The sequence below is a fragment of the Pseudomonas sp. Ost2 genome, assembly GCF_018326065.1.
GTDB lineage: Bacteria > Pseudomonadota > Gammaproteobacteria > Pseudomonadales > Pseudomonadaceae > Aquipseudomonas > Aquipseudomonas gingeri.
The window spans coordinates 4,934,127-4,947,284 of record NZ_AP021904.1 but is presented as its reverse complement, the minus strand read 5'-3'; the positions used below and the strand labels follow the sequence as shown (position 1 = coordinate 4,947,284).

Below are 13,158 nucleotides of genomic sequence, written 5' to 3'. Positions count from 1 at the left end.
AAACGGTGACCCACTTTTGTAAAAGGTGTAGTTGCGATGAAACGTGTAGGTCTGATCGGTTGGCGCGGTATGGTCGGTTCCGTGCTCATGCAGCGGATGCTGGAAGAGCAGGACTTCGATCTTATTGAGCCGGTGTTTTTCACCACTTCCAATGTCGGTGGCCAAGGCCCATCCGTGGGCAAGGATATTGCCCCGCTGAAGGATGCCTACAGCATTGAAGAGCTGAAAACCCTCGACGTGATTCTGACCTGCCAGGGTGGCGACTACACCAGCGAGGTTTTCCCCAAGCTGCGCGAAGCCGGCTGGCAGGGTTACTGGATCGATGCCGCCTCCAGCCTGCGCATGCAGGATGACGCGGTGATCATCCTCGACCCGGTGAACCGCAAGGTCATCGACCAGCAGCTGGATGCCGGGACCAAGAACTACATCGGTGGCAATTGCACCGTCAGCCTGATGCTGATGGGCCTGGGCGGCCTGTTCGAGGCCGGCCTGGTGGAGTGGATGAGCGCCATGACCTATCAGGCGGCCTCCGGTGCCGGTGCGCAGAACATGCGCGAGCTGATCAAGCAGATGGGCGCGACCCATGCGGCCGTCGCCGATCAACTGGCCGACCCCGCCAGCGCGATCCTCGACATCGATCGCCGTGTCGCCGAAGCCATGCGCAGCGATGCCTACCCGACCGAAAACTTCGGCGTGCCATTGGCCGGCAGCCTGATTCCGTGGATCGACAAGGAACTGCCGAACGGCCAGAGCCGCGAAGAGTGGAAGGCCCAGGCCGAAACCAACAAGATCCTCGGTCGCTTCAAGAGCCCGATCCCTGTGGACGGTATCTGCGTGCGCATCGGCGCCATGCGTTGCCACAGCCAGGCGCTGACCATCAAGCTGAACAAGGATGTGCCGATCGCCGATATCGAAGGGCTGATCAGCCAGCACAACCCCTGGGTCAAGCTGGTGCCGAACCAGCGTGAGATCAGCATGCAGGAGTTGAGTCCGACCAAGGTCACCGGCACCCTGAACATCCCGGTAGGGCGTCTGCGCAAGCTGAACATGGGCTCGCAGTTCCTCGGCGCGTTCACCGTGGGTGACCAGCTGTTGTGGGGCGCGGCTGAGCCGCTGCGGCGCATGTTGCGGATCCTGCTGGAGCGTTGATTCGCTGCCGCATCGAGCCGATGTATTGAAAAGCCCGCGTCTCGTCAGAGTCGCGGGCTTTTTGTTTCAGGCAGTGCGGTCCTTGTGTGGGGCGAGCTGTTGTGGGAGCGGGCTTGCCCGCGAAGCTGTTATCCGACCGTTCCCATGCTATGCGTCCGCTGTAGATCCATGGCGACTCCTCTGCTGCACGTGAGAAGGATGATGTCTGACGGTGGTGGATTACGATAAATTGCCTGGCCGCCCCGTCACGGGTAAAGTGCCGCTCCCCCCGTTTTGCCTGAGGTCAAACCCATGAGCCAGTCCTTTGATATTGCCGTGATCGGCGCCACCGGTACTGTCGGCGAGACCCTGGTGCAGGTTCTCGAAGAGCGTGACTTTCCGGTGGCCGACCTGCATTTGCTGGCCAGCAGCGAGTCCGCCGGTCACTCGGTGCCATTTCGGGGCAAGAACGTCCGTGTGCGTGAAGTCGACGAGTTCGATTTCGCCAAGGTCCAATTGGTGTTTTTCGCTGCCGGCCCGGCGGTCACCCTGAGTTTTGCCCCGCGTGCCGCGGCGGCCGGCTGCACGGTCATCGATCTGTCTGGCGCCTTGCCCGTGCCCCAGGTGGTGCCGGAAGCCAATGCCCAGGTGCTGGCGACCCTGGACAAGCCGGTCCAGGTGGGCAGCCCGAGCGCCGCGGCCACCGCGCTGGCCGTGGTGCTGGCGCCGCTCAAGGGGCTGCTGGAACTGCGGCGCGTGACCGTGACCGCCTGCCTGGCCGTGTCCAGCCAGGGTCGTGAGGCCGTCAGTGAGCTGGCCCGGCAGACCGCCGAACTGTTGAATGTCCGCCCGCTGGAGCCGCGTTTCTTCGATCGGCAGATCGCCTTCAACCTGCTGGCCCAGGTCGGCAAGCCGGATGCCGAGGGGCATGTTTCCCTGGAAAAGCGCCTGGTCAGCGAGTTGCGTGAACTGCTTGCAGCACCTTTACTAAAAATTTCAGTCACTTGCGTTCAAGCCCCGGTGTTTTTTGGCGATAGCTATAGTGTGTCCCTGGAGGCGGCTGCCGAGGTCGATCTGCCCGCGGTGAACGCGGCGCTGGAAGCGGCGGACGGCATCGAGCTGGTGGACGCCGGTGATTATCCGACCGCCGTCGGTGACGCCGTGGGCCAGGATGTGGTCTATGTCGGACGGGTTCGTCACGGTGTTGATGATCTGTCGGAACTGAATCTGTGGCTGACGTCGGACAATGTCCGCAAGGGTGCCGCGCTAAACGCTGTGCAACTGGCTGAATTGTTGATAAAAGACCCGCTGTAAAAGATACTTGGCGACAATTTGCAGAATGATTCTAGCCTGACGCTATGCTCAGGCTGGTTGCTGAAGGTGAGCTGCCCCTCGGGCACTTGCAGGGGCATCGGCTAAAACAGGGTGTTGCGGTGGTTTTCCCGGGCCGCGCGCCATGCCGCAAGGCAGCTACACCACCTTCTCGCTGGCCGAGGAACGCACTAACAAAGGAAGAGGCTATGGTTCAAGTTCGCAAACTGGTGTTAGCAATAGCGGCCGCTTCGGCGCTGTCTTCCGGTATGGCGCATGCGCTTGGGCTGGGGGAAATGACCCTCAAGTCGACCCTGAACCAGCCATTGCTGGTGGAAATCGAATTGCAGGATGTCGGTGGCCTCAGCGCTTCCGATATCGTTCCGAGCCTGGCTTCTCCCCAGGCGTTCAGCGATGCCGGCGTCAGCCGCCAGGACTTCCTGAACGACCTGACCTTCACGCCGGTGCTCAATCCCAACGGGCGCAGCGTGGTGCGCGTCACCTCGAGCAAGCCGTTATCCGAAGCCTATGTGCGCTTCCTGGTCCAGGTGCAGTGGCCCAATGGGCGGCTGATGCGTGACTACAGCGTGCTGCTCGATCCGTCGAAGTATGCGCCTGCGGGCGATGCCGCCAAGCCGGCTCCGGTTGTCGCACCGAGTGCGCCGGTAACCGCGCCGACCAAGGCCAAGCAGTACACCACCGGTCCCAAGGATACCCTCTGGGAAATCGCCGCCCGGGAGCGCAATAGCGGCTCCGTGCAGCAGACCATGCTGGCCATCCAGGCGTTGAACCCGGATGCGTTTATCGATGGCAACATCAACCGCATGAAGACCGGCCAGGTGTTGCGCCTGCCGGATCCGGTGCAAAGCACCAGCCTGCCGCAGTCCAAGGCGATCGCCGAGGTGGCCGCGCAGAATGCCGCGTGGCGCCAGGGGCGTCGTTCGGCCCATGCCGGCAAGCAGCAGGTGGATGCCACCCGGCACAAGGGGGGCGAAGCCGCGCCATCCCGTGGCGCCGGCAAGGACAACCTGAGCCTGGTCTCCGCCGAAAGCGGCAAGAAGGGCGGCAAGGGTGCGGCTGGCGACAGCAAGGCCCTGAGCAACAAGCTGGCTGTCACCCAGGAGAGCCTCGACTCTACCCGTCGCGACAATGCCGAGCTGAAAAGCCGCATGGAGGACCTGCAGAGCCAGTTGGATAAACTGCAGCGCCTGATCCAGCTGAAGAACGATCAACTGGCCAAGTTGCAGGCGGAAGGGGCGGGCACTGCGCCTGCTACCAGCCAGCCGGCCATGCCGGCCGAACTGGTGGCCAAGCCGGAAGTGGCTCCGACTCCGGCGCCGATCGTCGCGACGCCTGCCCCCGCTGAAGCGGCCAAGCCGGTCGAGCCGCCGATCCAGGCCGAAGTGGCGCCCGGCGAAGAGCGCAAGCTCGACGACCTGCTGTCCAGCCCGATTCTCCTGGGCCTGATCGCCGGTTCCGTGGTGCTGGTGCTGTTGTTGCTCATGCTGCTCCTGGTGCGTCGCCGCAAGGCCCAGCAGGAAGCCGAGAAGCACCAGCGCATGGCGCGGGCGCTGTCTGAAGAAACCGACTTCGCAGCAGACCTGGATATGCCGGAAAGCAGCTTCGAAGGCCTGGAGGTGCCTCCTCCGAGCGTAAAGCTGGCGCCGGCCCAGGCGCCGGCTCCCGTCGCTGAGCGTCCAACCGATGTGTTGGGCCAGGCTGAACTGCATATTGAGCGCGGTCATCTCAACCAGGCTGCCGATGTGCTGGAAGAGGCGATCAAGTTCGAGCCGCAGCGCAGCGATCTGCGCCTGAAACTGATGGAAGTCTACGGTCGCCAGGGCGATCGCGACGGTTTTGTCGTCCAGGAGCGCCAGCTGGTCGCCAATGGCGAGAACCATGCCCAGGTCGAGCAGCTCAAGAGTCGCTTTCCCGGCATGATCGCCGTGGCGGCGGTGGCGGGCCTTGGTGCGGCAGCAGTCGCCGCCGAGCTCGACGAGCAGTTTGTCCAGGAGTTGTTGCAGGAGGAGCCGCCAGCCCCGGTTGCCGCGCCTGAGCCCGTGGTTGCCGCGGCGCCGGCGCCGGTGGTGGATGAGTTCGACAACGATTTCGACCTCAGCCTCGATGATCTGGAGGCGGTTTCGCCTTCGGTCGTTCCAGCTCCGGTGGCGGACCTGGACCTGGATGACCTGCAGCTCGACGACGACCTGAGCTTCGAATCGGTGCTGGCACAGCAGACTGAGGCCAAGGCGAGCGCGGACGACCTGTCGGACTTCGATCTGGACCTGGGCGCTGACGAGCCGGCCGCGATCCAGGCGGACGACGACTTCCTGCTGGGCCTGACCGACGATCCGGCGGTGCCCCAGGGCGAAGTACCGACCCTCGATGCGCTGGATGACCTGGGGCTGTCGGAAGACTTCGACCTGTCGCTGGCCGACGAACTGGCGGTCGACACCGGGCCGAATGCCTTTACCGATGAGCTCGATGACGTCAACGCCGAGCTGGACCGTCTGTCCCAGAGCCTGGAGCAGCCCCCGCTGGCGGCCCCGACTTTCACCGCTGACGACGCGGCCCTGGGTGATGACGAGCCGGAGTTCGACTTCCTCTCGGGAACCGACGAGGCGGCGACCAAGCTCGACCTGGCCCAGGCCTATATCGACATGGACGACAAGGATGGCGCGCGGGATATTCTCGCCGAAGTCCTGAGCGAAGGCAGCGAAGTGCAAAAGAACGAAGCCAAGGAAATGCTCAAGCGTCTGGCATGAGTCGATCCGCTGGCACTAACGACAACGGCAGCCCTCGGGCTGCCGTTGTCGTTTTACCGATTCCACGTTCTGCATCAGGCCAGCAGGTCCTCGTAGAACGCGCCGAACGGCCGGGTCGGGTGGGCGATCTGGATTTCCAGGATCCACAAGCCGACATCCGGGCAGGCCTCGAAGTCCCCCAGGTCCCCGGCACGGTAGATGGCATGGGGGAAATCACTGACCCGGTGACCCTTGATTTCCAGGTTCAGCACCCAGCCCATGGCATTGGCCTGTTCCTCGGCATAACGATACAGCTCCGGGCCGCTGACCTGCTGTTGCTTCCAGTAGTCGTGGACCTGGTCGAACAGGGTCTTGGCCGCTGCCGCGCAGGCAATCATCTCGGGGTCGTTGCCGGTGGTGAAAGTGCCGCCCGAGTCGCCTTCATGGCGATCCCAGACCACCCCCAGGTCGATAAAGAAGATGTCGTTCTCGCCCAGTGCCGGATCACCTTCGGAACGCTGCTTGAAGGTCTTCAGGGTATTGGCGCCGAAGCGGATCAGCAGCGGGTGCCAGATGCGATCCATGCCCAGTTCCTTGAGAATCTCCAGGCCCAGGGCGCGTGCTTCGGATTCCAGCATGCCGGGCTTGAAGCGCCGGGCCATTTCCTCGATGGCCTGCCAGGTCATGCGCTTGGCGTGGAGCATGCCGTCCAAACTGTAGGCCTGGCCGACGGCTTGTTTATTCAGTGCGTTCATTCATCGGGTCTCGGTCGAGGGGCTTTATCGTTATGTATTTTGATATATAGCGAGATTGCCCCGGACAAGGCAATCCTCATGCACAGGCGTCGGCCGGCTTTCTGGCGCAAACTAAAAGCGCCCCGCGCATGGCGTCCGCGGCCGGTCGCCTTATAATGCACGCCTTTGCGCAAATCATCAGGCTGTAAGTTCTTGGCAAATATAGATAACCCGGCGGCCGAAATGGCCGCCGAAGGCTTTTCCCGGATCGCCCTGGGCGTCGAATACAAGGGCTCGCGTTATCGCGGCTGGCAGCGCCAGGCCTCCGGTGTGCTCACGGTGCAGGAAACCCTGGAAGACGCCTTGTCGAAAGTGGCGGATTCGCCGGTTTCACTGATGTGTGCCGGGCGCACCGATGCCGGGGTGCACGCCTGCGGGCAGGTGGTGCATTTCGACACCCAGGCCGAGCGCTCGCTGAAGGCCTGGGTCATGGGCGCCAATATCAACCTGCCCCATGACATCAGCGTCAGCTGGGCCAAGGTCATGCCGGCGCATTTTCATGCGCGTTTCAAGGCCATCGCCCGGCGTTATCGCTATGTGATCTACAACGACCAGATCCGTCCGGCGCACCTCAATGAGGAAATCACCTGGAATCACCGGCCGCTGGATGAGCAGCGCATGGCCGAGGCGGCCCGCCATCTGGTGGGTACCCATGATTTCAGCGCCTTCCGCGCCGGGCAGTGCCAGGCCAAGTCGCCGATCAAGGAAGTCCACCACCTGCGGGTGACCCGGCACGGCAAGATGATTGTCATCGATATCCGCGCCGGTGCCTTCCTGCATCATATGGTGCGCAATATCGCCGGGGTGCTGATGACCATTGGTGCCGGCGAGCGACCGGTGGAGTGGGCGCGTGAAGTGCTGGAGAGCCGTATCCGCCGCACCGGCGGGGTAACGGCCCATCCGTTCGGCCTGTATCTGGTGCAGGTGGAGTACCGCGACGAGTTCGAGCTGCCGGAACGTTATGTCGGGCCACATTTCTTGACGGGTTTCTCGGAACTTGCCGGCTGACGCCTGGAAAAGCATTTGCTACCATCCGGGACTTTACTCGGAAAAACCCTGGGGTTCTGACGATATGTCCGCCGTTCGCAGCAAAATCTGCGGGATCACCCGCATTGAAGATGCGTTGGCCGCGGTCGAGGCCGGGGCCGATGCCATCGGTTTTGTGTTCTATGCCAAAAGCCCGCGGGCGGTGACCTTTCAGCAGGCGCGGGCGATCATCGCCGCCTTGCCGCCGTTCGTGACCACCGTGGGCCTGTTCGTCAATGCCAGCCGTTGCGAGCTGGGCGAGATCCTCGACGCGGTGCCGCTGGACCTGCTGCAGTTCCATGGCGACGAAACCAGCGAACAGTGCGAGGGCTTTCACCGGCCGTACATCAAGGCCCTGCGGGTCAAGGCCGGCGACGATATCGCCGCGGCGTGCCGGGCCTATCCCGGTGCCAGTGGCATCCTGCTCGATACCTATGTCGAAGGTGTGCACGGTGGGACCGGCGAGGCTTTCGACTGGTCCCTCGTGCCGCAGGGCCTGAGCAAGCCGATCATCCTGGCCGGCGGCCTGACCGTGGAAAACGTCGGGGACGCCATTGCCCGGGTCAGGCCATATGCCGTGGATGCCAGTGGCGGGGTGGAACGGAGCAAGGGTATCAAGGACCCCGCGAAGATCAAGGCGTTCATCCAGGCGGTTCGCGCCAGCTGATCGCCGATGTGACGGACGGCAGCCTGCCACCGTCCATGCTTACCGCCGCTAGAAAACAGGCGGGCCCGGTTGTCCGACGGGCCGAAAACGAATTGGAGAAAGAAAGCATGAGCAACTGGTTAGTAGACAAACTGATCCCTTCGATCATGCGTTCCGAGGTGAAGAAAAGCTCGGTGCCTGAAGGTCTGTGGCACAAGTGCCCATCGTGCGACGCGGTGCTCTATCGTCCGGAGCTGGAAAAGACCCTGGACGTCTGCCCCAAGTGCAACCACCACATGCGCATTGGTGCCCGTGCCCGCATCGACATCTTCCTGGACGCCGAAGGTCGCGCCGAGCTGGGTGCCGACCTGGAGCCGGTGGACCGTCTGAAATTCCGTGACGGCAAGAAGTACAAGGATCGCCTGACCGCGGCCCAGAAGCAGACCGGCGAAAAAGACGCGCTGATCTCCATGAGCGGTACGCTGCTGGGGATGCCGATCGTCGTCTCGGCATTCGAGTTCTCGTTCATGGGCGGCTCCATGGGCGCCATCGTCGGCGAGCGCTTCGTTCGTGCCGCCAACTACGCCCTGGAAAACCGTTGCCCGATGGTCTGTTTCTCGGCCTCCGGTGGTGCGCGGATGCAGGAAGCGCTGATCTCGCTGATGCAGATGGCGAAGACCTCGGCCGTGCTGGCGCGCCTGCGTGAAGAGGGCCTGCCGTTCATCTCCGTCCTGACCGACCCGGTCTACGGTGGCGTTTCCGCCAGCCTGGCGATGCTCGGCGACGTGATCGTCGGCGAACCCAAGGCACTGATCGGCTTCGCCGGTCCGCGCGTGATCGAGCAGACCGTTCGCGAAAAACTGCCGGAAGGCTTCCAGCGCAGCGAATTCCTGCTGGAGCACGGCGCCATCGACATGATCATCCCGCGCCAGGAACTGCGTCCGCGCCTGGGCAGCCTGCTGGCCCAGATGATGGGGCTGCCGACGCCTGTGTACGTCGCCGCACCTGTCGAATCCATCGTTATCCCACCGGTGCCGGCAAACGTATGATCCAACGTACCCTGGGCGACTGGCTCGCCTACCTGGAGCAACTGCATCCATCGGCCATCGACATGGGGTTGGAGCGCTCGCAAGAGGTAGCGAACCGCATGGGGCTGGGCAGGCCGGCGCCTCGGGTAGTGACCGTGACCGGTACCAACGGCAAGGGCTCGACCTGCGCCTTTGTCGCCGCCTTGCTGCAAGCCCAGGGCCTCAAGGTCGGGGTCTACAGTTCGCCCCACCTGCTGCGCTACAACGAGCGCGTGCAGATCAATGGCGTGGAAGCGACCGATGCCCAGTTGTGCGAAGCATTCGCCGCGCTGGATGCCGGTCGTGGCGAGACTTCCCTGACCTACTTCGAAATGGGCACCCTGGCGGCCTTCTGGCTGTTCGAGCGTGAGCAACTGGATGCCGTGGTCCTGGAAGTCGGCCTGGGCGGGCGCCTGGACACGGTCAATGTGGTGGATGCCGACCTGGCGCTGGTGACCAGTATCGGTGTCGACCATGCCGAGTACCTGGGCAATACCCGCGAATCGGTGGCCTATGAAAAGGCCGGGATCTTCCGTCAGGGCCGGCCGGCGCTGTGTGGCGACCTGAACCCGCCGCAACCCTTGCTGGAAAAGGCGCACGAGCTGGCTTGCCCGTTTTTCCTGCGCGGCCGCGATTTCGATCTCGGCATCACCGACCAGCACTGGCAGTGGCGTGGCCTCGACGGCCAGGGCCAGGTGCTGGAGCTGCATGACCTGCCGCTGCTCGACCTGCCGATGGAAAACGCCGCGCTGGCGCTCCAGGCTTATGCCCTGATGGACCTGCCATGGCAGCCGGAGCGGATCGTTGCCGCCCTGCAGGCAACCCGTATCGTCGGTCGCCTGGATCGCCGTGCCGTCAACTGGCAGGGCAAGTCGCTGCAACTGATGCTGGATGTCGGGCATAACCCCCATGCGGCGCAATACCTGGCCCAGCGCCTGGCGCGGCGTGTCCCGGCAGGACGGCGCCTGGCGGTGTTCGGCCTGCTGTCGGACAAGGACCTTGACGGCGTGGTGTCGCAGCTCGATGCTCATGTGCAACAGTGGGCGGTGACGCCACTGCAATCGCCGCGCAGCCGGCCGGCGACCGATCTGCAGGCAGCCCTGCAGGCTCGCGGAGCTTCGGTGACGGCCTACGAGAGTGTCGCGGCGGCGCTGGAAGGGCAGTGTGCCCAGGCGACGGCGGACGATGAAATCCTGTTGTTCGGATCGTTTTTTTGTGTAGCCGAGGCGCTGGAATGGCTCGCCCGGCGCGCCACGGAGGAAGCTGCAAATGGCATTGCTGGATAAAGCGTACAAGCAGCGGATGGTCGGTGCCCTGGTTCTGGTGGCGCTGGCCGTGATCTTTCTGCCGATGCTGTTTTCCCGTCAGGACGAACAGCGTCAGGTGCGTGTCGATCCGCCGGCGGCGCCACAGGCTCCGGCCGTGCCCCAGGTACAGGTCGAGCCGGTAGCGGTGCCCGAGCCGCAAAGCCTGCCCCAGGAGCCTGTGCCGGAAGAGGAGGACGAGGTGGCGGCCAAGCCGGTACCGGCGCCTTCGATGCCAATTGCTCCGGCTCCGGCCGCCAAGCCGGCGGCCCCGGTTGTCGCGACCAGGCCTGTCGCTCCAGCACCCGCACCCAAGCCCGCTGCTGCGCCTGCGCAGACGCCGGCACAAGCGGTGGCGGTAGCGCCGGCGAAGCTCGATACCACCCAGAACCGGGTGGACCCCAACGGCTTGCCGATCAGTTGGTCGGTGCAACTGGCCAGTCTGTCGAGCCGTGAAAGTGCCGAAAGCCTGCAGAAAAACCTGCGTAGCCAGGGCTACAACGCCTATATCCGTTCCTCCGACGGGAAGAACCGGGTGTTTGTCGGGCCGCTGATCGAGCGCGCGGAGGCCGATCGCCTGCGTGATCTGCTCGGCCGCCAGCAAAAGCTGAATGGGTTTGTTGTCCGATTCCAACCCGAGCGCGGCTGAAAACTACTGCGCTTGGCAATACTGCGTTAAAAACAGGCTCGGAATGCTCATTTACAGCCAGTAAACTCCGCTTCCTCGCCTGTTTTTGCCTTGTCTTGCCTTCGCTCGCTACGTTTTCAGAAGGCTTCGGCGGGTTGTATCGAAATGCACTGACAATCGCCTTACCAGCAAGGCGGCGCTCTGCTAAAATGCGCCGCCTTATCCGTCTGTAGGCTGCACTGTGCCATTTACCTGGGTTGACTGGGCGATTATCGCGGTAATCGTCGTTTCTGCTTTGATCAGCTTGAGCCGCGGCTTTGTCAAAGAAGCCTTGTCCCTGCTCACCTGGATCATCGCCGGCGTCATCGCCTGGATGTTCGGTGGCTCGTTGTCCGTGTACCTCACCGACTATATTCAGACACCTTCGGCTCGCGTGATCGCGGGCTGTGCAATCATGTTCGTCGCGACCCTGTTGGTCGGGGCCATGGTCAATTACCTTATCGGCGAGTTGATTCGCGTCACCGGCCTGTCCGGGACCGATCGATTTCTCGGCATGGCCTTCGGTGCCGCGCGTGGCGCGTTGCTGGTGGTCGTGGCGGTCGGGCTGCTCAGCCTGGGGCCGGTACAGCAGGATACGTGGTGGCAGGAGTCCCGGCTCGTGCCACAATTTCTATTGGTTGCAGACTGGTCCAAGAACCTCATCCTGGGGTGGAGCAGTCAGTGGCTGGCCAGCGGGATCAGCGTACCCGCTGACCTTCCGTTCAAGGAACATCTCTTACCGGCCAAAACGCCTCAGTAAGTGCTGTTCAGTTCAGATTCATTAAGTAGGGGTTGCGTCGCATGTGTGGCATCGTCGGTATCGTCGGTAAGTCGAACGTCAATCAGGCGCTGTATGACGCGCTAACCGTGCTCCAGCACCGCGGCCAGGACGCTGCCGGTATCGTGACCAGCCATGACGGCCGGTTATTCCTGCGCAAGGACAACGGCCTGGTCCGTGATGTGTTTCATCAGCGCCATATGCAACGCCTGGTCGGCCACATGGGTATCGGCCACGTGCGTTACCCGACCGCCGGCAGCTCGACCTCGGCCGAAGCCCAGCCGTTCTATGTCAACTCGCCGTACGGCATCACCCTGGCGCACAACGGCAACCTGACCAACGTCGAACAGCTGGCCAAGGAGATCTACGAGTCCGACCTGCGCCACGTCAACACCAGCTCCGACTCGGAAGTGCTGCTCAACGTGTTCGCCCACGAGCTGGCCCAGCGCGGCAAGCTGCAACCGACCGAGGAAGACGTGTTTGCCGCGGTGACCGACGTGCACAACCGTTGCGTCGGCGGCTACGCGGTGGTGGCGATGATCACCGGCTACGGCATCGTCGGCTTCCGCGACCCCCATGGCATTCGCCCGATCGTTTTCGGCCAGCGCCACACCGACGAGGGCGTCGAGTACATGATCGCCTCCGAAAGCGTGTCCCTGGACGTGCTCGGCTTCACCCTGATCCGCGATCTGGCGCCGGGCGAAGCGGTCTACATCACTGAAGACGGCAAGCTGCACACCCGCCAGTGCGCGACCAACCCGACCCTGACCCCGTGCATCTTCGAACACGTCTACCTGGCGCGTCCGGACTCGATCATCGACGGTGTGTCGGTGTACAAGGCGCGTCTGCGCATGGGCGAGAAGTTGGCGGAGAAGATCCTGCGCGAGCGTCCGGAGCATGACATCGACGTGGTCATCCCGATTCCGGATACCAGCCGTACCGCGGCCCTGGAACTGGCAAACCACCTGGGCGTGAAGTTCCGCGAAGGCTTCGTGAAGAACCGCTACATCGGCCGGACCTTCATCATGCCGGGCCAGGCGGCGCGCAAGAAGTCCGTACGGCAGAAACTCAACGCCATCGAGCTGGAGTTCCGCGGCAAGAACGTGATGCTGGTGGACGACTCGATCGTGCGCGGCACCACCTGCAAGCAGATCATCCAGATGGCCCGTGAAGCCGGCGCGAAGAACGTCTACTTCTGCTCGGCGGCTCCGGCCGTGCGCTACCCCAACGTCTACGGCATCGATATGCCGAGTGCCCACGAACTGATCGCCCACAACCGTTCCACCCAGGACGTTGCGGACCTGATCGGTGCCGACTGGTTGATCTATCAGGACCTGCCGGACCTGATCGAAGCCGTCGGCGGTGGCAAGATCAAGATCGAACAGTTCGACTGCGCGGTGTTCGACGGCAAGTACGTCACCGGCGATATCGACGAGCACTACCTGAACAAGATCGAGCAGGCGCGCAACGATGCGTCCAAGGTCAAGACCCAGGCGGTCAGTGCGATCATCGATCTGTACAACAATTGACGAGAAACCGGCCCCGAAGCGCGGTGTTGAATACACCGCGATCCCTGTAGGAGTCGGGCTTGCCCGCGAAGAGGCCCTTGAGGCCGCCAAAGGCTTCGCGGGCAAGCCCGGCTCCTGCAGGTTGTGCTTTCCAGGGGCCGGTTTTGTATCTTCCAAAGATCAGA

Annotated in this window: 11 protein-coding genes; 10 read left to right on the top strand and 1 reads right to left on the bottom strand. The window is 63.2% G+C overall.

Going from position 1 to position 13,158, the window contains the following annotated elements; translation table 11 throughout:
- Positions 1-36 precede the first annotated feature (36 nt).
- The 3 genes from asd to KI243_RS21560 all read left to right on the top strand — a co-directional run bounded on the left by asd (position 37) and on the right by KI243_RS21560 (position 5,204).
- Complete coding sequence (gene asd, locus KI243_RS21570) at positions 37-1,149, top strand: aspartate-semialdehyde dehydrogenase (protein ID WP_017129390.1); 1,113 nt, start codon at positions 37-39, stop codon at positions 1,147-1,149.
- 291 nt (positions 1,150-1,440) lie between these two features.
- On the top strand, positions 1,441-2,442 hold the full coding sequence (locus KI243_RS21565; protein WP_177086738.1) for an aspartate-semialdehyde dehydrogenase: 1,002 nt from the start codon (positions 1,441-1,443) through the stop codon (positions 2,440-2,442).
- Positions 2,443-2,648: 206 nt separating this feature from the next.
- Positions 2,649-5,204: a FimV/HubP family polar landmark protein gene (locus tag KI243_RS21560; protein WP_042937078.1), complete on the top strand. Its 2,556-nt coding sequence runs from the start codon at positions 2,649-2,651 to the stop codon at positions 5,202-5,204.
- Between the two features lie 74 nt (positions 5,205-5,278).
- Here KI243_RS21560 and KI243_RS21555 read toward each other — a convergent pair whose 3' ends face one another.
- Entirely contained in the window at positions 5,279-5,938 is a 660-nt protein-coding gene (locus KI243_RS21555) for a M24 family metallopeptidase (protein WP_017129387.1), read from the bottom strand.
- 222 nt (positions 5,939-6,160) lie between these two features.
- On the opposite strand from KI243_RS21555, the gene truA reads away from it, so the two are divergent.
- From truA to purF, 7 genes are all read left to right on the top strand, one after another.
- On the top strand, positions 6,161-6,985 hold the full coding sequence (gene truA, locus KI243_RS21550; protein ID WP_177086888.1) for a tRNA pseudouridine(38-40) synthase TruA: 825 nt from the start codon (positions 6,161-6,163) through the stop codon (positions 6,983-6,985).
- Positions 6,986-7,049: 64 nt separating this feature from the next.
- A complete protein-coding gene (locus tag KI243_RS21545; protein ID WP_212809894.1) occupies positions 7,050-7,670 on the top strand; it encodes a phosphoribosylanthranilate isomerase in 621 nt (206 codons plus the stop codon).
- A gap of 107 nt (positions 7,671-7,777) precedes the next feature.
- Positions 7,778-8,698 carry an acetyl-CoA carboxylase, carboxyltransferase subunit beta gene (gene accD, locus KI243_RS21540; protein WP_017129384.1) on the top strand — a complete coding sequence of 307 codons (921 nt, stop codon included), beginning with the start codon at positions 7,778-7,780 and terminating at the stop codon, positions 8,696-8,698.
- Positions 8,695-10,002, top strand: coding sequence for a bifunctional tetrahydrofolate synthase/dihydrofolate synthase (gene folC, locus KI243_RS21535; protein ID WP_212809893.1), 1,308 nt, complete (start codon positions 8,695-8,697; stop codon positions 10,000-10,002). Before accD ends, folC begins: the two co-directional genes overlap by 4 nt.
- Positions 9,986-10,669 (top strand): SPOR domain-containing protein, encoded by a 684-nt coding sequence (locus KI243_RS21530; RefSeq protein ID WP_103033021.1) that lies wholly within the window; start codon positions 9,986-9,988, stop codon positions 10,667-10,669. Before folC ends, KI243_RS21530 begins: the two co-directional genes overlap by 17 nt.
- 220 nt (positions 10,670-10,889) lie before the next feature.
- Positions 10,890-11,447, top strand: coding sequence for a CvpA family protein (locus KI243_RS21525; RefSeq protein ID WP_017123225.1), 558 nt, complete (start codon positions 10,890-10,892; stop codon positions 11,445-11,447).
- A gap of 41 nt (positions 11,448-11,488) precedes the next feature.
- Positions 11,489-12,994, top strand: a complete 1,506-nt coding sequence (gene purF, locus KI243_RS21520) for an amidophosphoribosyltransferase (RefSeq protein ID WP_017123224.1) — start codon at positions 11,489-11,491, stop codon at positions 12,992-12,994.
- Positions 12,995-13,158 lie beyond the last annotated feature (164 nt).

Excerpts from the sequence above, each read along its gene's own strand:
- KI243_RS21555 (WP_017129387.1), bottom strand. The coding sequence starts at position 5,938 with ATGAACGCACTGAATAAACAAGCCGTCGGCCAGGCCTACAGTTTGGAC.
- KI243_RS21530 (WP_103033021.1), top strand. The coding sequence starts at position 9,986 with ATGGCATTGCTGGATAAAGCGTACAAGCAGCGGATGGTCGGTGCCCTG.
- KI243_RS21545 (WP_212809894.1), top strand. The coding sequence starts at position 7,050 with ATGTCCGCCGTTCGCAGCAAAATCTGCGGGATCACCCGCATTGAAGAT.
- accD (WP_017129384.1), top strand. The coding sequence starts at position 7,778 with ATGAGCAACTGGTTAGTAGACAAACTGATCCCTTCGATCATGCGTTCC.
- folC (WP_212809893.1), top strand. The coding sequence starts at position 8,695 with ATGATCCAACGTACCCTGGGCGACTGGCTCGCCTACCTGGAGCAACTG.
- purF (WP_017123224.1), top strand. The coding sequence starts at position 11,489 with ATGTGTGGCATCGTCGGTATCGTCGGTAAGTCGAACGTCAATCAGGCG.
- KI243_RS21560 (WP_042937078.1), top strand. The coding sequence starts at position 2,649 with ATGGTTCAAGTTCGCAAACTGGTGTTAGCAATAGCGGCCGCTTCGGCG.
- truA (WP_177086888.1), top strand. The coding sequence starts at position 6,161 with ATGGCCGCCGAAGGCTTTTCCCGGATCGCCCTGGGCGTCGAATACAAG.
- KI243_RS21565 (WP_177086738.1), top strand. The coding sequence starts at position 1,441 with ATGAGCCAGTCCTTTGATATTGCCGTGATCGGCGCCACCGGTACTGTC.
- asd (WP_017129390.1), top strand. The coding sequence starts at position 37 with ATGAAACGTGTAGGTCTGATCGGTTGGCGCGGTATGGTCGGTTCCGTG.